Genomic DNA, 19,685 nt, shown 5'->3' on the forward strand with positions numbered 1-19,685 from the left:
TTACAATGGGTTTCATCAGAAACAGTGTTACCAAAAAGCGCGACGATTCTTAACTCATGCTGGAGTTGAGAATTTTTTTGAGAATTCGGTAACAATGTTTCTTAAATAAAACATGGAATCCAAAAAGGAGAGTTGCACGATGAACATTCGAGGGAAATGGGCACTCGTCACGGGAGCTTCTTCCGGAATTGGGGAGCAATTCGCAAGACAATTGGCCGAGCAAGGGGGCAACTTGATACTCGTAGCCCGATCCAAGAACAAGATGGAGAACCTGGCGTCAGAACTCAAAAAGAAGCATGGCGTCAAAGTGGAGGTTATCGCAATCGATCTTGGGAAAGAGGGCGCGCCCAGCGAGGTGTATCAGCAATGCAAACTTCTGAAATTGGATGTGGAAGTGCTGGTCAACAATGCAGGCTTTGCTACGCACGGGTTGTTTGAACAATTATCGGGAGTGCGTCAGCATGATGAGGTCATGCTCAATGTGACCGCTGTTGTCGATATGACCCACTTGTTCCTGCCGGATATGGTGCTCAGAAGCTCGGGTACGGTTATCAATGTGGCTTCGACCGCCGGATTCCAGCCCCTTCCCTATATGGCCGTTTATGGGGCGACGAAAGCTTTCATCCTCTCGTTTACCCAAGCGTTATGGTGGGAAAACCACAAACGCGGCGTTCAATTCTTCACGTTGTGCCCCGGTGCGACGGACACCAGCTTCTTTAATGTCGTAGGCGCGGAAGAAGCCGCCGTCGGCAAGAAAGACACCCCTGAGAGAGTCGTGCAAGCTGCGCTTCGCGCGTTGAATGATGGGAAGCTGTACGTCGTTCCGGGTACGCAGAATTATTTGGGGACTCAGTTAGGACGATTCATCACCAAAAAACGCGGACTTCGGTTTGTCGGCGGCTTGCTTCGTCCGCGCGACGGATCCGCTTACAATAAGAAGACGGTCAATTCATCCGATCTTGCAGGGAGGACAGTTCAATGAAAGCTATACAACTGACCAACGGCTTCGGCTTTGAAGAATTGTCTTTGCAGGAACTCGAAATACCTGCGCCGGGCCCTAAAGAGGTGCTGGTTCGCATGAGGGCAGCTTCTCTGAATTTCCGGGATCTGGTGATCCTCAACGGTATCATGCCGGTCGACATCAAATTTCCGTTCATTCCGCTATCCGACGGAGCGGGAGAGATTGTGGCCGTCGGCGAAGGCGTAACCAGGTTCCAGGCTGGACAACGTGTGGCGACGAATTTACAGCAGCGTTTCTATGCCGGCAATCCAAGAGCGGAAGTCTTAAAGAATAGTCTGGGCGGTCCGTTGAACGGAGTAGCGGCAGAATATGTCGTTCTGCATGAAGACGGAATCGTCTCTATACCCGATCACCTCACGTATGAGGAGGCCTCTACCTTGCCGATCGCGGCATTGACCGCATGGAGCGGACTCATCGAATACGGGGGCATGCAGGCAGGTGACACGGTGCTGCTTCAAGGAACAGGCGGCGTCTCCATCTTCGCGCTTCAATTCGCGCAAATGACCGGAGCGCGAGCCATCATCACATCGAGCAGCGACGCCAAGCTGGAGAGGGCCAAAGCTCTCGGTGCATGGCAAACGATCAATTACACGGAGGTTCCCGATTGGGATAAGGCGGCGTTGGAACTGACCGGCGGCGGCGGCGTCGATTATGTTCTGGATGTGGGAGGAGCGGGAACGATGGTCAAATCCATCCATTCGCTTCGCGTCGGAGGGACCGTGAGTATGGTCGGGTTCTTGGCGGGCTTATCCATTCCGGAATTCGATGTCACCACCATCCTGCAGAAAGCCGCAACGGTTCGCGGCAGCCAAGTCGGCAATCGGGATCATTTTGAAAATATGAATCGGGCCATTGGCATTCATCGCCTGAAACCCGTCGTCGACCAAATATTCTCGCTGGACAGAATTGGAGAAGCATTCGCGCTTCTGGCCGAAGGAAAACAGTATTTCGGTAAAATCGTCATCCAAATTTAATCTTTCTTATAGGATTGTAGGAGGCTCTCTCTCATGGCTAATACGCCAGATTTAACAGCTAATGCAGCATCAGGCGTGAATCGTCCGCAACGTTCACGATTAAGAAGGATACGCACTATCTTGTTGATTGTGCTCACCGTGATCCTTCTCGGAATCATCATTTTCGTGCTTGTCCCTTCACCTGTCGATCCGGTTAAATGGAATGCGCCGACGGGCCCCTCGTTTAAGGATCCGGGTCCGTGGCAAGAGAACAACAAACTCAGCTCGGCCGAACTTGTATCGGATGCCCCGAAATATCCGGAGTTTCTTACCTTTGACAAGGACGGTACGCTATATACCGGAGATTCCGACGGTAAAATTTACAAGGTTCCTTTCGGCACAGACGGCAAACCGCAAGAGGCCCAAGTGTTTGCAGACACCGAAGGGACACCCAATGGGCTTATATTTCATGCCAATGGCAATCTGATTGTTGCTGATATCGAAAAGGGACTACTATCCATAGACCCATCCGGGAAAATAGAGGTATTGGCCGATCAAGTGGACGGCAAGCCGATCTATTTAGCCAACGAGCTTGATATTGCGCAGGATGGTTCCATCTATTTCTCGGACACCTCGACCTATGGCCGCGTGTTGTTCAAAGAAATGGCCGAGGGCAAGCCGCATGGACGTTTGCTGAAGTACGATCCGGCAATCAAGCGGACGACCGTCCTGTTAGAGGGTCTCTATTTCGCAAACGGAATTGCATTGTCCAGTGACGAAGATTATCGTTATCAGTTGACCAGATATTGGCTGAAGGGTCCGAAGCAAGGTACATCCGAAATTTTTACAGACAATCTCGCAGGCTTTCCCGACAACATTTCGCGTGATGAGCAAGGCAATTTCTGGGTTGGGATCTACACGACTCGCATTTCCTTTGTAGATCAGATGCATGGCAACCCGTGGTTGGCCGGTCTTATGGCCAAAGTGCCGCAGGCGCTGCTGAACGGCGCAAGCGCGCCGGTGAAGCATGGGCTTGCTGTGGAGATCAGTCCGGAAGGGAAAGTTGTCGAAAGCTGGCATGATCCGGAAGGCTCGCTGTATGGCGTCACGACGGCAGTAAGCCATAACGGATATTTATATATAGGAACCGCGCCGGGAGGCAGCCAGGGCGTCTACCGCGTACCATTGACACATTGATAAAATACGCCATCGCGTCCGCACTGCGTTTGGAGAATAGGCAAGTCCGCGATTCACGTCGCGGACTTGTTGCCATCTAATAATGGTTAAGGGAATCGCCGGTCCCGTTGATATAGCGGTGACGGACAAGTCCCGAAATCCGGGACGGGAGAGCGCTCTGTCCGCATTCGCGGATCAGATCAAGGAAGATTGTGCGGTTTGACCACCGGCTCCACCAGATCATGTTAGCGTTCCCCTGCTCGCTCTATTACGATTGCGATTTCCCTTTCCTCGCTTCAAACACTTCGGCCGCCACGGTAAAAATGGTATTTAACGCAGCCGGAAATCCGGCGTAAATGACCATCTGCATCATGCATTCGACAATCTCCTCTTCGGTCCAGCCGACGTTTAGCGCCCCGTTAATGTAAAATTTCAGCTGCTGCGTATTGCCCATGACGGTCAGGCCGGCTACGGTAGCAAGCAGGCGCGATTTCAGATCGAGACCGGGTCGGGAAAATATTTGCCCGTAATTGAATTCGACGGCCAACCGTCCCAAATCCGGTGCAACGGAATCTTTAAAGCTGTCCACGATCGCCTTGTAATTTTCGCTGTCCAGCTTCGCCAAAATTTCCAACCCTTTAATATAGTTCTCCTCAACAAACGCCATCTCTCATCCACCCTTTCGTTGTAAACGAATCGTTTGAGGCCGCTCTTGCAGCTTGTTTTTTCCCCGCGCCGTACTGAGGCCGACCGCAACCATCGCGATGCCGCAAATGCAAACGCCCATCCAATGCCAGCGGCTCCACGCCCATACGCCCAAGTACGAACCGAGCGCGCCGCCCAAAAAGGTGCACACCATATACAGCCCGTTCAAGCGGCTTCTTGCGGAAGCAGCAAGGCTGAAAATTTGCGCCTGACACGCCACCTGGTTCGCCTGTGTGCCGATCGTGAGCAAGAGTGCGCCCGCGATCAGCACCGGCAGCCACTGTCCCGCCGCCGCAATCAGGAAGGACACGAGCGCCGCCAGCATGCAGAGCACATTCGCGAAAGCCGCTCCCTTCCGGTCGATCACGCGGCCGATAACAGGTGTCGCGAACGCGCCGCCGATGCCGACCAGCCCGACCAGCCCTACAACCGCGCTGCCGTAACCGTACGAGGGCGACTGGAGCAGAAAGCCGGCCGTCGTGAAAAACAGGCTGAACGCTCCGAAAACCATGCCCTGGCTCAAACAGGCCCGCCGCAGCACGGCCTCCTGCCGGAACAGCGGTCCGAGCGACAGCAAGAGCCGCCCGTACGGCATTGCGGCCGAGCCTTTGCTTTGCGGGAGACGGAAACGAATCAGGGCACCAAGCGCGATCATGCATGCCAGCGCAATCCAGTACATCGCCCTCCATCCCCACACGCTGTCCACCAGGCCGCTCACAAAGCGGGCGCCCAGAATGCCGCACACGAGTCCGATCGCCACCGTCCCTAGCACTTTGCCGCGGCTACCGTCGTTCGCCATTCCCGCGGCCAGCGGCACGACAATTTGCGGAATGACCGTCGTAAAGCCGATGGCAAAGTTGCTGGCGATCAGCCATCCGATCGAGCCCGACAGTGCCGCCGACGCCAGCGAGAGGCAGACCATGCCCGACAAAATGAGAATAAGCCGGCGCCGCTCGATAATGTCTCCCAACGGCACGAGCAGCAGGTTGCCGAGCGCATAGCCGACCTGGGCCAGCGTCGTCACAGCCCCCGCTGCGGCTTCCGTCGAACCGAATGTGCGAGCCATATCTACCAGCAGCGTCTGATTCAAATACACGTTCGCGACCGCGAATCCGCAGGCGGCGGCCATCATCGCGATCAGACCTTTGGTGAGGCCGGGCCTGACGATGCTGTTCAATGCGAATCCCTCCTTTTCCCCTCGAGGTTTGGTGATCGCAGTTCCCCGAAGCTGGTGTTCACTCTTCCTCGAAATTTGGCGTTCGCTCTTCGATGCGATATCCTTACAGTAGCAAGTTTAATGGCTCTCTTTTGATGAAAATAGAATCGTGTTTATCATAGTATTCATAGTAATGGTTTTAGCGGAAGGAGATTCATCGATGAGCGGCGGGAGCGAGAAACGGAAAGAACTGGGCAATTTTTTGAAATCCAGACGTGCAAGATTGTCGCCGGACCAATTCGGACTGCCGAAAGGGACCCGGCGGAAAGTGCAGGGACTGCGCAGGGAAGAGCTGGCGCAGATCGCCGGCATCGGGCTGACCTGGTACACGTGGCTCGAACAGGGCAAAGACATTCAAGTGTCCGCGCAGGTGCTTGAAAGCCTGGTCTCCGTCATGCAGCTGAGCGCCGAGGAGCGGGATCACCTGTATAAGCTTGCGCTTGGACAGCTGCCGGTGGATCAGACCGCTTCGCTTCAGGCCGATCTTACGCCGATTTTGCAAAATTTTATGAACGACTTTGAGATGTGCCCGGCTTATGTGACGGATCAGCGGTGGGATGTGCTGCTGTGGAATAAAGCCGCCCGGCTTGTGTTCGGCGATTTCGAGAAAATGAGCGAGCGCGAACGCAACGCGCTGTGGCGCTGCTTCGCTTCGCCAGCTTACCGGCGGCTGATGGGGGATTGGGAAAGCCACGCCAAGCGGCTGATGGCGCAGTTCCGCTCCACGAGCACCCCTTTTGTCGGAGAAAGCTGGTTCAAAGAGCTCGTCGCCGACCTGATGGAAATCAGCCCCGAGTTCCGCGAGTGGTGGCCGCGTTACGATATTTTGGGCACGCCGATCGGCAAAAAGATGATCCGCCATCCGCGCGCCGGGGAGATGATGATGGAGCATATTACGTTTCGGGTATACGACGCCCCGGAGCTGAAGCTGACGGTGTACCGCCCGCTCGCGGAGAACGATTCTGCTTACAAAATGGAGCGGCTGATGGCGGAGGGCTGACGGGTGATGCATCAGCCACATGATCTTTGTGAAATCGTGGATAAGATAATAGAGGGAGATGGCCCGCCGGCCATCTCCCCATTGCTTTTACATGAAACGATTCCGTCGGTCTTTACCGGCTCAAGTTAGAATTTGCCGATTGCCGATTGCCAATTCCGACTTGAGCCGCTCTTTCTGCCGAAGATGATGGCGGTAGTGCATGTCGACAAGCTGAAACCATTCAACGGCGTTTAAGGCGCCGAAACCGGGATGAAGGACCGTATGCTGCGGAGAGATGGCTGCAAGCTGCGGCTCAAGCTCCTTCATGCGGGCGACGACGGCGCGCAGACCTAGGGCAAGCTGCTCTTTATCTTCCGGCTGCGGGGGCGTGTACTGCGGTGAAGGCGGGACTTGAATCCGGATCGGCGGAATCGCCCCTTGGGCAAACACCGCTTTCCCCGCTTCCGTTTTTTCTCCTCCGGCTGCGGTAAGCTCCCGATCCCCGCTCCTGCACAGTTCCACATTACGCAGCTGCATATACATGGCGGAATTGATCAGGTGCACGTATACCTGCCCAAGCGACCATTCGCTCTCGCTCGGCTTGCAGGTCAGCTGCTCCATGCTGAAATCCTCGAGCTCCTGCAAATAATGATCCGTAATTTCCTCAAACCGGGTTATCGTTTCGCCTGCGTTCGTCATTTTTATTCTAGCTCCTCTCGCGTTATCTGGTCTTATCATACAAAAACGCTACTGACAGCAGTATGTCAGTAGCGTTTTAACATTTTTTCGGCTTCCTCGCGGACCCGATTTCGCAGCGGTTCCGGCTCCAGCACGGCAACGTCCGCTCCCCAGCCAAGCACCCACTGCAGCACTTCTTCCGGCTGCCGGACGCGAAGCGTGACAAGCAGGCCGTCCGCGAGCTCTTCCATCTTCTCAATGAAAAAATAGTTCGACTCCTTCACTTTATCGGCGATGCCGGCGTCAACCCGGATGCGCACCAGCTGATTGCGGTCATCCGCAGGCCTGTATCGCTGCAGATCGAATCCGGAGGGGAACGTGAATCGGTCATCAAGCATCTTCAGCCCGCTCATGCGCGACAAGCGGAAATGGCGGATTTCCCGCCGCAAGTCGCAGTGCGCAATGAGCACCCATGCGCCGTAGAGAAAGATAAGCCCGTAAGGAGCGGCCGTCCGGTCGCTCTGGCGGCTGCCGTCCGCTTCCGGAATTTTTTTCGAGTAACGGAAGCTTACTTTCCGCTCCTCCAGTATCGCCCGCCGAAGCGTTTCGATGTGCGCCTTCTCCCGGCTGTCCTCGGCTTCACGGCCTTTGATCAGCCTTAAAGCGGCACGAACGCGGGATGCTTCCAGCCGTACCGTTTCGGGTAAAATTGCTTCGATCTTCGCTCTGGACGCCTTCGCCCCGTTCCCATATCCGGTATCAAAGTTGTGTTCGATAAAATCGGTGCCGATCAGAAGTGCTACCGCTTCTTCCACCGTGAAGCTGACCGGCGGTAAAAAATATCCCTCCATCAGCGAGTAGCCTTGTCCCGGGGCGCCGATCACCGGCACGCCCGCTTCGCTAAGCGCCTGCATGTCGCGGTAAATGGTCCGCACGCTTGTCTCGAATGCGGCCGCCAAATCTTCCGCGCGCCGCCTCCCGCTGCGCTGCAGCTCGAGCATAATCGCAAGCATCCGGTCGGATTTGTTCATCTTACAGGCCGGCAACAAAAGCGGCGAATTTCGGATCGTACTTGGTCGGCGTAAATTCGATCACTTCGTACTCGGCCACTTGATGCGCATAGAACGGGTCCTGCCGCAATATGGCGTCAAGCTCTTCTCTCGACTGCACGTTTGCGCCGATGACGCCGCCGGTGCGGGGATTTTTGCGTCCGGAAAAAATGAATTTTTCCTGCTTGTACTGTTCGTCCAGAAACGCGATATGAGCAGGCAAATGCACCTCAACTTCATCGAGCGGTTTCAAATACGTGAGCAAAACGATAAACATGGCTTATTTCCCCTTTTTAACATTATAATCCTATTATATATTCGATCATGTTCTTTTCCACCTGACGGGAATCGTCGGGAGAGAAAATATGGGCGGAGTTGTCCAGCCAGACCAGCTGCTTCCCTTTCGGGGCTTTCAGCCGCTCGTAAAATTGCTGCAGCAGCTCGCCCGATACCGACCGGTCATGCTTGCCGTGGAACAAACAAACCGGTACGTCGAGCCGAGCAATATCGCTCAGCGCATCATAATTGGCAAAATCCGCAAGCATCTGCGGCCCGTAAGAAAGCTTCATTCCTTTGGCGAACGAGTTGACGATGTCCTTCAGCTTGTAATCGGGGGATTTAAGCAGGGTTGAAAACAGGTAGGGCATGCCGGGATGTTTGGTTTGACCGTCCTTGTAAATAAAGCCGCCCATTATAAACAGCCATTTGCGCAGCAGGTTCCATCGTTTCACATCCAGGTACGGCGGTGAGCCGATCGCGGACAGCTCGGACAACGCTTTGCGGTTGTTCATCTCCTTGGCCCTCTCAAGCAGCCAATCATAAGCGAGCTTGTCGCTTTGCGCCCAATTGACGATTTGCGCGATGCCGATATACGCTTCGTATTTCTCCGGGTGGCGGTGTGCGAGCTGCAGGCCGAGAATCGTTCCCCAGGAAGCGGCTGCTAGGTAGATTTTATCGGTATGGAACTTCGCGCGCAGCCAATCCGTAAGCTCGACCGCATCCGACAGGAACTGCTCCACGTTCATCGAGGACGGCGGCGTATCCGGAGCGTATGTCTTGCCGGTGCCCCGCTGATCCCAGAACACGAGGGTGAACCGCTTGACCAGTTGCGCGCTGTTTAAGTTGAACAGCCAATCCACTCCGCGTGAGCTGACGCCCGGCAGCGGCATACCCGGCCCTCCGTGCAGCACGAGCATGACCGGGCTGCCTTTCTTTTCCGCCTGAATTAATATCGACTGCTTCAGTCCGCCCAGCGTGACCTGCCGGGCCAAGCTGATGCCTCCGGCTGCAGCTATGCGCCTGCTTTGGGCCATGATTTGCCTTTGCTTGTAAGCGCGGAACAGCAGCAGCACAACGATGATCCCGATCATGAAGCCAATAATGACGGTCAACACCAACATTCAACGATCTCCCCCATGAGCGGATAAAATTCCCGTGTACGTCAGACGCGACGCTTCCTGCACCATTTCCTCGAGCGATACGCCGAAGCGCTGCAAATCTCCGTTTTCATTCGCCATAAAAATGCCTTCGCCCAGCGTGTAAAGCACGAGCATGAACCGGGAAGGGTCGATGTTTTGCAGTTCCCCCTTCTCGATTCCTTCGCGGATGACTTCCTTCATCGTCAACATGTGCGCCTGCTTCTTCGCGAACAGCGCCTCGCGCTGGCGCTCGTTGAATTCGATTCCCGATAGCGGATTGAAGGAAACCCGGATTATCTGGGAATAGAGCGGCTCGCGGATATAGAAGTTTTGAAACGCTAGGAAGATTTCTCTAAGCCGCAAGGCGTGCGGAAGCTTCGCCGCGGCGGCGCGCGACACGTCGGCGTTCAACAGCTCCAGCCCTTCGCAGCAAATGGCGTAAAACACTTCCGGTTTGTTTTTAAAATGAAAATAGAGCGGTCCGGTTGAAATTCCGGCTTCCTTGGCCAGCATGCGCATGGAAACTTTATGATAGCCGGTGTTGAGAAACAGCCGTTTGGCCGTGTTCAAAATGTGCGCTCTGGTGTCCCGGTTTGTTTGCTCCGGGTGCATCTTCTATCGCCTCCCGTAATCTACGGATCGATTGATATAACGTTGTTATAGTATAGGTATAACATCGTTACATCCCGTTGTAAACAAAAATTTGCGGGCATTCCCGGCATTATTGCGTCCGTACCGGGATGCTCGATTTGCTATCAGCAAACAGCTTTCGGTTTAACCTTGGAATATAGAGCCCCAGAAACACCGAACGCCCTGCACTGAAACCGATGAACGCCAGCCATAAGCCGTCATTATTCAAGCGCGGTACCGCTATGAATTGAACGATCAAATAAACCGCTAACGCCATGATCATCGAGTTCCGGATGGGTGCCGCTTCGGTTGCGCCTGTAAAAACCCCGTACAGAATGATGCCGAAACTTGCCGCAAGCGGGAACAGAACGAGCCACATCCCGTAGCTGCCGGCCAAATCAATAATCGTGGGTAAACGCGTAAACAGCCCGATCATGGGCTCACGGCAAAGATAGTAGATACCTGCGATAAATAGCGATGAAATGACGGCCCACTGACACGATAACAAGAGGGTCTTCCGATATAACCGCTCATCCTTCGAGCCTACGGCTTTTCCCGTCAAGATGCTGGATGCATTGGAAAATCCATCGAAGAAGTACGCCATCAAGTAGTGGATTTGGATGAGAACCGCATTCGCGGCCAGCACTTCCGTGCCGAAGGAAGCACCCTTTGCCGTGAACAAATTAAACACCGTCAATAAACAGACGGTTCTGATAAACAAGTCCCGGTTAACGGTCATCATTTGTTTGAACGAGACGGGATCAAACAGAGCTTTTAAAGTAGGGCGTTTAAAATCAAAAGGAGATGCCTTCCTAATCATGAGGAGTCCGGCTATAAAAGCGGTGATTTCAGATATAAGCGTTGCGGTTGCGACGCCGGCTACTCCCCAAGAGAACACGCCCACAAACAACAGGGCAAGAGCGATGTTCATCAGGTTCATCCATACTTGCAGCATCAACGAAATTTTGATCCTTGACATCCCCATTAACCATCCGAGGATAACGTAATTCACCAACGTAAAAGGGGCGCCCCAAACCCGAATGCCGAAGTACTCGGCCGCAACCGTTCGAACGCCGGCTTCCGGGTTCATCAACGTTAAAGACAGCCGCACGATCGGCTCCTGAAAGAGAATAAAAATGATCCCCATCGCGGCTGCAATTACAAACGGTCTTGCTAGCGCCAATACCGCTTGAATTTCATTCTTCGCTCCTTCCGCCTGGGCGGCAAAACCCGATGTGCTGACCCGTAAAAACCCGAATAACCAGTACATCGTATTAAAAATGATCGTCCCGACGGCTACTCCCCCGATATAAGCGGGATCGGGCAGATGCCCGACAACCGCCGTATCGACGACGCCGAGCAAAGGCGTTGTAATCGTGGAAATGATAAGGGGAACCGCGAGCGCAAGATAAGTTCGATGATTCAACAATAGTCCCCCTACTGCTTATAAACATGAAGTCATTCATGCAGTTGCAGCATATTTTTCATTCAAACATGGAGATGAGCTCTTTCGTATACGGATGCCGTTCTTCGGCAAAAAGCTGTTCCTTCGCGAAGCGGTCCACAATCGTCCCTTCCCGCATCACCATCACTTGCTGGCTCATGGCATAAACAGCCGAGAGGTCGTGCGAGATGAACAGATATGAGGTGCCAAGCTGCTTCCGCAAACGGTCCAACAAACCCAAAACAGCCGCTTGCGACAGCACATCCAGACTCGAGGTCGGCTCGTCCAAAATAATAACGGCCGGTTCAATGCTGATCGCGCGGGCAATCGTCACCCGCTGCTTCTGCCCGCCGCTCAGCTCATGCGGATAACGATCGGCCAGGCTTGACGGCAGCTCGACAGCGCCCAGCAGCTGCGCGACGAAATCTTTTTCATTCGTATATTGAAAATGTTTCAGCTCGGCTTCGCGGCCGAATTGCAAGTAGGGATCGAGCAGGGAGTCTTTTATTTTCAGCTTCGGATTGAGCGCCGCGGCGGGGTTTTGCAGAACGGCCTGGATATGTTTGCGATACGGTTTTAAACGGCGTTCGTTTTTGTTATGCAGCGGTATTCCTTCAAACCGGATGCTGCCCGCATCGATCGGCTCGATGAGCAGCAGACAGCGTGCAAGCGTGCTTTTGCCGCAGCCGCTTTCGCCTGCAAGTCCTAAACATTGCCCTCTCTCCATCGTAAAGCTGACGTCCTTAAGCACAGCGGCTCCATGATCGTACCTTTTATGGACATGATTGACCTCCAGCAAGCTCATCGTGTCACTCCTTCCCTAAGCGGCAGTCCGGTTCCGAGCGATGGCGACGAGCGGATCAGCAATTCGGTATACGATTGCTGCGGATGATTCAGCACTTGATCTTTGTCCCCCGTTTCAATAATAACGCCGTCTTTCATGACCGCAATGCGGTCCGCATATTTCCGCACGTGACGCAAATCATGCGTAATAAACAAAATCGCGCAGCCGGTTTCCGCTTGCAGCCGGGACAATAATTCCAAAACCTTAAAAGAGCTCACGCTGTCGAGTGCCGTCGTCGGCTCGTCCGCGATCAACAGATCCGGCTTCAGGAGCAGCGCAATCGCGATCGATACCCGCTGCAGCTGGCCGCCGCTTAATTGAACCGGGTATCTCGCGTACATTTCTTCCGGCAGGCCGACGGAAGCAAGCGCTTGCCTCGCCTGCTCTTTTCGTTCGGATCTGGATAAGCGCACATGCCGCCGCAGATATTCCTCAAAGTGACGCCCGATCGTAAGAAACGGCGTAAACGAACCTTGGTAATCCTGAAAAATGTAAGCGAGATGCTTGCCGCGTAATTTACGCATTTCAGAAGGGGACAGCGCTAATAAATTGCGGCCTGCATAATGGATTTCCCCTGCCGCCTGCAGGTTCGGAGCGAGCAGTTGTCCGATTGCCGATGCCGTCATGCTCTTTCCGCTGCCGCTTTGCCCCACAAGCGCAAACCATTCTCCCTTCTGAATGTGAAACGAGATATCGTTCACGATTCTCGTTTGTTTACCGGTCACGGTCAGACGGTTTACGGATAACAGGCTCATCGTCCGACCTCCTTTTTCACATCAAATCGGTCGCGCAAATAATCTCCAAGCAAGTTGGACAGGAGAACGACCCACACAATCGCAAGTCCGGGATAAATCATCAACGCCGGATTGGATTGAAAGAACGGACGGGCGTCATTGAGCATCGCCCCCCATTCGGGTGCCGGAGGCTGAGCGCCGAGTCCGATGTAGGAAAGAGAAGAAATGACCAGAATGATTTTTCCTAAATCGAGGCTGGCAAGCACAAGCACGTTCCCGATCACATGCGGAAACAAATGCTTAATCATAATCCGCCCGGAGCCAAGACCGTTAATTTTCGCGATCGTAACATAATCTTTCTGCCGTTCTGTCAATACGGTGCTGCGGACCAGACGGGTATAACTGACCCATTTCACAAGTACAATCGCCAGCAGCAAATTTTCAATGCCCGCGCCAAGCAGACCGCTGAGCACGATCGCCACGATCGTATCCGGAAATGACAAAAAGGCGTCGGCGATCCGCATCAAAATCCGGTCCACCATGCCGCCTTTAAAGCCGGCCAGCAGACCGAACGGCAACCCGATGACAACCGCAATGAGCAGCGATAAGACACTGTATCCAACCGTCAGCTGCGCTCCCAGCAGCAGACGCGTCAAGACGTCTCGCCCCAGATGATCCGTTCCGAGCGGATGTTCCAAGCTCATCGGCAGCAATCGTCCGGTCAGGTTGACAAGCGACGGGTCGTGCTTCAGCACAAGGAAGGCGTATGCAGCGGCAGCAATCAACAACACGGCCATGGAGAGCAGAGCGGCATATATCCACCGCTTCTTGTTGGTACTTTTCTTTGTCAGTGCTACCTCCATGAGATGTTTTTCCTTTCTTTGATCCGCATTTCCGGGTTTAAATAGCGGTAAGATAAATCGACGGCGCTGTTTACAACAAATACAATAATCGCCATGATCAGCATATAACCTTGGATGACCGGGTAATCCCGCGACCTGATCGAGTCAACGACCATTTTGCCGATACCCGGATAAGCGAAAATCACTTCAATCACGACAACGCCGCCTATCAAGCTGCCGAGGCTCATCCCGAATACGGTCATAACAGGCGGAAGACTAGAGCGAAAGGCATGTGCGAAAAAAATCCGCATTTCCGACAATCCTCTCGATCTTGCCGCCCGTATAAATTCATTGCTGAGCGCGTCGAGCAGGCTCGAACGCAATAAACGAACGTAAACGCCGGTGATGGCAAGTCCTAACGTAAGAGAAGGAAGCAAAGCGGAAACGATGCTGTCCCTGCCCATCGGAGGAAGTACCCCCCACCGTACCGCAAACAAATCGATGAAAATAAGCGCCAGCCAGAAGCTCGGGACGGCAGCGCCGAGCAGCGATACGCCCCGGCTGATCTGGTCGATCCAGCTTCCCCGGTACAGAGCGCCGAGCGAGCCAAGCGGAATCGCCGCCAGAAGCATGACAATCAGGGCGCCGAATGACAGTTCAAGCGTTGCCGGCAGTCCGCCTGCAATCATTTCCATCACGGGCTGATTCGTAATATAGGAGTTGCCAAAATCAAGTCTTGCAAAGTCAAACAACCAGCGGCCATACTGCACGAGCAAAGGATCGTTAAACCCCAATTGCTCACGCAGCGCCTCCACTTGTTCCTGCGTCACCGATACGTCATCGACATTTAAAATGGTCAGCACCGGATCGCCGGGAGCGAGACGCACAAACAGAAAGCTGATGAAGGTGATGACCAGCAGAAAGACCGCAACCTCGATAAATCGCCGGCTTAAAATCCGGAACATTTACTTCACATCCAATTCATTCGTCAGCATGTAATATTCGCTCCGGGACGTCACCCAGTTCAGAACTTTGTCGGACTTGTAAGCGACGAGCGTGTTCGGATGCAGCACAAACGAGTTATACACTTGTTCATCGACATACTTCGCAATCTGTTCCGCAATGACCGACCGCTTTTCTTGTCCTACCGTTGCGTTCAGCTTGTCGATAAGAGCGGTTAAATGATCATTATCCGCACCGCTGAAATTCAAGGCGCCGTTCGGATGATACGTCGCGTTCAAATAGTAGCCCGCATCGCCGCGAGGCGCGGTTAAATTGCTGTACGTGGCCAGATCCCAATCCCGTTTGGCCGCCATATATTCTTCCGGAATTTCGATCAACTGAATTTGCACGTCGATTCCGAGCTTCTTCGCATCGGATTGAAACACTTGTGCAATTAAGGGCAAGTCGGCGCGCGCGCTGTACGTCAGCAGTTTTAAGGTGAGCGGTTCGCCGTTTTTTTGCATCACCCCGTTCACTTCCGTATAGCCTGCTTCTTCCAGATGAGCTCTTGCCGCGTCCAGTCCGCTCTTTTTGTCCGGGTAGTCCGGCGCAAACGAGAAGGTAGACGGGAAAGGCCCCGTCGCAGCTTCGGCATGTCCCCTCAAAATGGTGTCCACAATCGCTTGCCGGTTGATAAGCGCATCTATCGCTTTGCGGACATGAATGTCCTGCAGCGCCTTCCGTTCCAGGTTCATCGTCATTTGGTGCACGCGGAACGTCGAGGTGGACTCCACTTTCACGCCCGGAATCGCTTCTAAATTGGAAAGCGTTTCGACTTCAGGGCGGAACACGATATCGGCGGTTCCCGATTGAAGAGCCAAGGAGCGGGCATTGGCATCTTCGTTGAACGAAAATCTGGCGGAGTCCAGTTTTGCGGCTCCGTTCCAGTAACCGTCATACCGAACGAGATCGACTGCTGTCCGCGGCGTAAAGGAAGCGACGGCAAACGGCCCTGTTCCGACCGGTTTTTTCACATAATTCGCGTCCGTTACGTCAATAATGGAAGTGTTTGGATGAACCAATTCCGATGGAAATTCGGGAAACGGAACCTCGGTTTTGATCGTCAACGTATGGGCATTTGCCGCGATGGATTGAATGCGGAGGGCGTTCTTTACCGCAAGGCTGTCTTTCATGGCCCGCTCCAGAGACGCTTTAACAGCGGCCCCATCCATAGATTTGCCATTATGGAACGTAACGCCTTCTCTCAGCTTAATCGTCCACAGTTGGCCATCCCGGCTTTCCCAGCTTTCCGCCAGCCAAGGCTCGATCGTCAAGCTTGTATCATTAAGGTGTACCAATGTTTCCGTTATCCCTGCACGAAGCGACACATAACTGGTGTCCACATGAGGATCAAGCGAGCTCGCTGCAAAATTAAAGAGCAGGTTCACGGACTTCTTCTTCGTTTGTCCTTCGGAAGGTGCAGGCGTAGAAGAACAAGCTGCCAACAGAACCGCGGATAAGATGAACAGAATTAATATATGGTACCTCTTCGACATCGTTTGACCTCCATTTTTTCGTACACGTGACGATTGCGAGCAATAGACCGCTTTTTTTCGTATCCGATCTATATGTAATTATTACGATATATAATCAAAAGAAAAAACCGAACGAGTCCGGTTTAATAGTAATAATTACTCTCATGAGAGTATATCAGCCGATCGTGTAATCGTCAATATGATGATACCCGTAGCCATGAACATTACATTTATACTCCAATACAGCAAAAAATAGATTTATACGGTCACATTAAGAGAAACTTTGGAGCTTGTGTAGAAAAGAAAAAAACGATAGGCACTCTTGTAAAAACAAGATTCACCCATCGTCTTCCCGAATGACCGATTAAGCAAGTATGGCTCGGACATAGGTCACGACCTGTCGATAGAAAGATGATTCCGGATCAAAAAAAACTGCAGCTGATAGTCAAGGCAATACGGCGTGGATGAAAAGAAGATCGTTAGTGGCGGCGACGCCACCAGGGATGGAAAAATGACGTTCGTACTCTTTATACATGCCTGCGAACAGACGCCGTGCTCCCAGACCGCGCGGAGCTTGCGCTTCGGAAGCGCTCGCTCCGACCCCTTTGACCGAGTGCAGAAAATCGCCGACGGTCGGATAGCATTCCGTTTGCAGCGAGCGATCGCATTGCACGTTTGTGAATCCGGCTTGCTTGAGCATCTGCTTCCATTCCCCCACTGTTCGGAACGACAAGCCGTGCCGCTGCGGCTCCAGGCCGCAAGCGCAGTAAACGGCGGCAAACGCGGCGTGCAGCTCGCGGAACGTATCCGGCCCAAACGTCGTAAACGCCAGCAGGCCGCCGGGACGCAACAGCCGCCTTAAGTGCCCAAGCGTCTCTTCCGGACGGCGCAGCCATTGAAAGCACGCATTCGAGACGATGAGGTCGAATGAAGCGGCGGGGGCAGCGGCCGCCCACGTTTCGACGTCGGCTGCGAGAAAATGGATGGCGGGAGCGGTTCCGTCGTCGGCACGGCTGCGGAGAGTCAGGTCATCACCGCGGCCACGCCCCGGATCGGAAGCGCAACCGTGTGACAGACCTGAACCGCAGGAGCGCGCCGGATCGGCCCCGCCTCGGGTTTCCGCAGCCGACGTAGCCTCCGCAGCCGTCACTACGCGCTGTTTAGCCGCTTCGATCATTGCCGGCGCAAGATCAATCGCCGTAAGCGAAGCGCAGGGCAGATGGCGCAGCAGCTTTTCGGTCAGAATGCCGGTGCCGCAGCCGATCTCGAGCACGGCAGGCTCCCGCGCTGCGCCGCCCGCCGGCACCGGCCGCGCAGCAAGCAAGTGGACAAGCCTGTCCGCCATGCTTCGCTGTACGAGGGCGTGTGTATCATATGAGCCCGCCGCGCTGCGGTTAAACCGCCGCAGAATCGATTTTTTTTCGCCAGCCATACCGCACGCTCCTTCCGAATCCATTCTTGTCAGCCATGCTGGCGTCTTCGTTCGTTATGCCACCAGCGCCTAACCGCTTCAGCCGTTTGGGCTTCCCGCCCCAGAAACGGGACATGCCCGCATCCTTCTGCCGCGATCAGCTCCGCTTGCGGCAGCAGCTCGCCCATCTCCTGGGCGGCGCCAAACGGACAGACCTTATCGTCCGTGCCGTGAACGAGCAGAACCGGGCAATCGATTTCCGGCAGCCGGGTTAGCTGCTCCTCGCGGCGGAGCAGGTCCAGACCGGCCAGAAGCGCCGGCGTCGTCCAGCTGCCGGCTGCCGGAAGGCTCGCGTCAAGTCCGGATTCGCATTCCGCGTCCGTGAACAGAATGCTGCGGAACTGCGTTTCGACGGCCTGCCGGTCGCCGGCAAGCGCAGCGCTCATCCTGCGAACGTATCCGTCCGGCCAGCCGCGATCGGTTTCATGTTTCGGCCGGACGAAACGGGCGGTTGCCGCGAGCAGCACGAGGCCGTCCGCGAGCCCCTGCGCGGCGAGCCGCAGCGCCAGCAGGCCGCCGAGCGACCAGCCCGCGATCAGCAGCGGGCCGCGGAGAGCAGCCGGCTTATCCAGGGCGGGCGCTGCCGAATCGGCCGTTTCATCCGAAGCGAGAGCAATTCGGGAGGCAGCATCACTTAAGACATGCGCATGCCGGACGGTCGTTTCACCCAAAGCAGGCGCATGCCGGGCGGCCAGCGCCGCTTGCTCGGCTCGCGCCGTTATCTCCTCCGGAGATGTCGCGGAGCCCAAATCCGCCGACAAATGACGAAAGTCCGGCAGCATCATGCGCAGCCCGTCAAATACCGCATCCGGCATGCTCCATCCCGTCAGCCACAACATCGTTCCGCCGGAACTGCTCATCGCGGCACCACCCCCAAGCCGGACGCTATCGGGATAATCCTGTCGGCAGCATCAGCCAGCTGTTCATCGGTGTGGACCGCCGACAACGAAAAGCGGATGCGCGCGCTGCCGTCAGGCACCGTCGGAGGCCGGATCGCGACGGCGGCGATGCCTTCGGCTTCGAGCGTGCTGCTGAAGCGGAGCGCCGCCGCGTTGTCGCCGACGATTACCGGCACAATCGGGGAATCGCCGGCCCCGACGTTCAATCCGGCTGCAGCAAGCCTGGACCGGAACAGCCGGCTTCCCTCCCGCAGCCGCAGGCGGCGCCAATGCTCCGCCTGCACGATCTCCAGCGATGCCGAGATGCCGGCGACGAGCGAAGGGGGCAGCGCGGTCGAGTATATGAGCGGCCGCGCCTTGTTGGTCAGCCAGCGGATAAGCGTCCGGCTGCCGCTGACATAAGCGCCGTAGACGCCGAACGCTTTGCTGAACGTTCCGACATGGACGTCCACCTGTCTGTGCAGCCCGAGCTCGGCGCACAATCCTTCGCCGCGCGCGCCATATATGCCGCCGCTGTGCGCCTCGTCCACCATCAGCATCGCGCCGTATTCGTGCTTCAGCTCTGCAAGCTCGCGCAGCTGCGCCTGATCGCCGTCCATCGAGAAGATCGCGTCGGTGACGATTAATTTGCGCCGCTTGTCGCGGTGCTTGTGCAGCAGCGAGCGCAAATGGTCCATGTCGTTATGGCGGTACCGGGCATGCTCCGCGCGGCTCAGCGTCACGCCGTCCACGATGCTGGCATGGTTCAGCTTATCGCTGAATACAACATCGCCCCGCCCCGCAAGCGCCGCAATGACCCCGGTATTCGCCATATAGCCGTTTGCAATAACAAGCGCAGCTTCGCTTTGCTGCCAGACGGCAAGCGCTTGTTCGAGACGGGCGTAAGGCGGCCGGTTGCCCGTCACGAGGCGGGAGGCGCCGGAACCGGCCCCTTCGTCAAGCAGCGCCTGCCGCATCGCGTTTGCAATGTCGGGATGCCCGGCCAGCCCTAGGTAGTCATTGGAGGACAGATGGAGCAGCTTTCGCCCCCCGCTCTCGATATAACCTTGGCAATCCTTCGCAGCCGATACGGTACGCAGCGATCGTTCCAGTGATCGCTCCGCCAAAGCCTCAAGCTCTTGTTCCATCCAATTCAGCATGGTCATCCCG

General features: G+C 55.1%; 21 protein-coding genes. 4 read left to right on the forward strand and 17 right to left on the reverse strand.

Annotated features, from left to right (window positions below; translation table 11 throughout):
* The first annotated feature begins 139 nt into the window (after nt 1-139).
* From VN24_RS09045 to VN24_RS09055, 3 genes are read left to right on the forward strand one after another with little or no spacing between them, the layout of a single operon-like run.
* Nucleotides 140-982: an SDR family NAD(P)-dependent oxidoreductase gene (locus VN24_RS09045; RefSeq protein ID WP_045670137.1), complete on the forward strand. Its 843-nt coding sequence runs from the start codon at nt 140-142 to the stop codon at nt 980-982.
* Nucleotides 979-1,995 carry a zinc-dependent alcohol dehydrogenase family protein gene (locus VN24_RS09050; RefSeq protein WP_045670138.1) on the forward strand — a complete coding sequence of 339 codons (1,017 nt, stop codon included), beginning with the start codon at nt 979-981 and terminating at the stop codon, nt 1,993-1,995. The genes VN24_RS09045 and VN24_RS09050 overlap by 4 nt, the downstream gene beginning before the upstream one ends.
* Nucleotides 1,996-2,028: 33 nt before the next feature.
* Entirely contained in the window at nt 2,029-3,171 is a 1,143-nt protein-coding gene (locus VN24_RS09055) for an SMP-30/gluconolactonase/LRE family protein (protein ID WP_052702870.1), read from the forward strand.
* Nucleotides 3,172-3,247: 76 nt separating this feature from the next.
* On the opposite strand, the gene VN24_RS27675 is transcribed toward VN24_RS09055, so the two are convergent.
* The 3 genes from VN24_RS27675 to VN24_RS09065 are packed head-to-tail and all read right to left on the reverse strand — an operon-like array spanning nt 3,248 to nt 4,987.
* The gene (locus tag VN24_RS27675; protein ID WP_158453664.1) at nt 3,248-3,394 is read right to left on the reverse strand and encodes a hypothetical protein; all 147 of its coding nucleotides are present in this window, start codon (nt 3,392-3,394) and stop codon (nt 3,248-3,250) included.
* Nucleotides 3,395-3,418: 24 nt separating this feature from the next.
* Nucleotides 3,419-3,817 carry a carboxymuconolactone decarboxylase family protein gene (locus VN24_RS09060; RefSeq protein ID WP_045670139.1) on the reverse strand — a complete coding sequence of 133 codons (399 nt, stop codon included), beginning with the start codon at nt 3,815-3,817 and terminating at the stop codon, nt 3,419-3,421.
* A 3-nt stretch (nt 3,818-3,820) separates the two neighbouring features.
* Nucleotides 3,821-4,987 (reverse strand): MFS transporter, encoded by a 1,167-nt coding sequence (locus tag VN24_RS09065; RefSeq protein WP_045673133.1) that lies wholly within the window; start codon nt 4,985-4,987, stop codon nt 3,821-3,823.
* 244 nt (nt 4,988-5,231) lie between these two features.
* Between VN24_RS09065 and VN24_RS09070 the strand changes: the two genes are divergently transcribed.
* Nucleotides 5,232-6,071 (forward strand): helix-turn-helix transcriptional regulator, encoded by an 840-nt coding sequence (locus VN24_RS09070; protein ID WP_045670140.1) that lies wholly within the window; start codon nt 5,232-5,234, stop codon nt 6,069-6,071.
* A gap of 120 nt (nt 6,072-6,191) precedes the next feature.
* Here VN24_RS09070 and VN24_RS09075 read toward each other — a convergent pair whose 3' ends face one another.
* The 14 genes from VN24_RS09075 to bioF form a co-directional block, all read right to left on the reverse strand.
* Nucleotides 6,192-6,749, reverse strand: a complete 558-nt coding sequence (locus VN24_RS09075) for a DinB family protein (protein WP_045670141.1) — start codon at nt 6,747-6,749, stop codon at nt 6,192-6,194.
* A 65-nt stretch (nt 6,750-6,814) separates the two neighbouring features.
* Nucleotides 6,815-7,759: a helix-turn-helix transcriptional regulator gene (locus tag VN24_RS09080; RefSeq protein WP_045670142.1), complete on the reverse strand. Its 945-nt coding sequence runs from the start codon at nt 7,757-7,759 to the stop codon at nt 6,815-6,817.
* A 1-nt stretch (nt 7,760) separates the two neighbouring features.
* Nucleotides 7,761-8,054, reverse strand: a complete 294-nt coding sequence (locus VN24_RS09085; protein WP_045670143.1) for a YciI family protein — start codon at nt 8,052-8,054, stop codon at nt 7,761-7,763.
* A gap of 22 nt (nt 8,055-8,076) precedes the next feature.
* Nucleotides 8,077-9,177 (reverse strand): alpha/beta fold hydrolase, encoded by a 1,101-nt coding sequence (locus VN24_RS09090; RefSeq protein ID WP_052702871.1) that lies wholly within the window; start codon nt 9,175-9,177, stop codon nt 8,077-8,079.
* Nucleotides 9,178-9,807: a TetR/AcrR family transcriptional regulator gene (locus VN24_RS26260; RefSeq protein ID WP_052702872.1), complete on the reverse strand. Its 630-nt coding sequence runs from the start codon at nt 9,805-9,807 to the stop codon at nt 9,178-9,180. It abuts the gene before it with no gap.
* 109 nt (nt 9,808-9,916) lie between these two features.
* Nucleotides 9,917-11,251, reverse strand: coding sequence for an MATE family efflux transporter (locus tag VN24_RS09100; RefSeq protein WP_045670144.1), 1,335 nt, complete (start codon nt 11,249-11,251; stop codon nt 9,917-9,919).
* Between the two features lie 58 nt (nt 11,252-11,309).
* Nucleotides 11,310-12,074: an ABC transporter ATP-binding protein gene (locus VN24_RS09105; RefSeq protein WP_045670145.1), complete on the reverse strand. Its 765-nt coding sequence runs from the start codon at nt 12,072-12,074 to the stop codon at nt 11,310-11,312.
* On the reverse strand, nt 12,071-12,868 hold the full coding sequence (locus tag VN24_RS09110) for an ABC transporter ATP-binding protein (protein ID WP_045670146.1): 798 nt from the start codon (nt 12,866-12,868) through the stop codon (nt 12,071-12,073). The genes VN24_RS09105 and VN24_RS09110 overlap by 4 nt, the downstream gene beginning before the upstream one ends.
* Nucleotides 12,865-13,644: a nickel transporter permease gene (nikC, locus tag VN24_RS09115; protein WP_420798627.1), complete on the reverse strand. Its 780-nt coding sequence runs from the start codon at nt 13,642-13,644 to the stop codon at nt 12,865-12,867. Before nikC ends, VN24_RS09110 begins: the two co-directional genes overlap by 4 nt.
* 56 nt (nt 13,645-13,700) lie before the next feature.
* Nucleotides 13,701-14,654 carry a nickel ABC transporter permease gene (gene nikB, locus VN24_RS09120; protein ID WP_045670148.1) on the reverse strand — a complete coding sequence of 318 codons (954 nt, stop codon included), beginning with the start codon at nt 14,652-14,654 and terminating at the stop codon, nt 13,701-13,703.
* Complete coding sequence (gene nikA, locus VN24_RS09125; RefSeq protein ID WP_045670149.1) at nt 14,655-16,187, reverse strand: nickel ABC transporter substrate-binding protein; 1,533 nt, start codon at nt 16,185-16,187, stop codon at nt 14,655-14,657.
* A 424-nt stretch (nt 16,188-16,611) separates the two neighbouring features.
* The gene (locus tag VN24_RS09130; protein WP_045670150.1) at nt 16,612-17,598 is read right to left on the reverse strand and encodes a malonyl-ACP O-methyltransferase; all 987 of its coding nucleotides are present in this window, start codon (nt 17,596-17,598) and stop codon (nt 16,612-16,614) included.
* A 29-nt stretch (nt 17,599-17,627) separates the two neighbouring features.
* Nucleotides 17,628-18,497, reverse strand: a complete 870-nt coding sequence (locus VN24_RS09135) for an alpha/beta hydrolase (RefSeq protein ID WP_045670151.1) — start codon at nt 18,495-18,497, stop codon at nt 17,628-17,630.
* The gene (bioF, locus tag VN24_RS09140; protein ID WP_045670152.1) at nt 18,494-19,681 is read right to left on the reverse strand and encodes an 8-amino-7-oxononanoate synthase; all 1,188 of its coding nucleotides are present in this window, start codon (nt 19,679-19,681) and stop codon (nt 18,494-18,496) included. Before bioF ends, VN24_RS09135 begins: the two co-directional genes overlap by 4 nt.
* Nucleotides 19,682-19,685: the final 4 nt, after the last annotated feature.

Origin of the sequence: Paenibacillus beijingensis (genome assembly GCF_000961095.1) — a bacterium.
Lineage (GTDB): Bacteria > Bacillota > Bacilli > Paenibacillales > Paenibacillaceae > Paenibacillus_O > Paenibacillus_O beijingensis.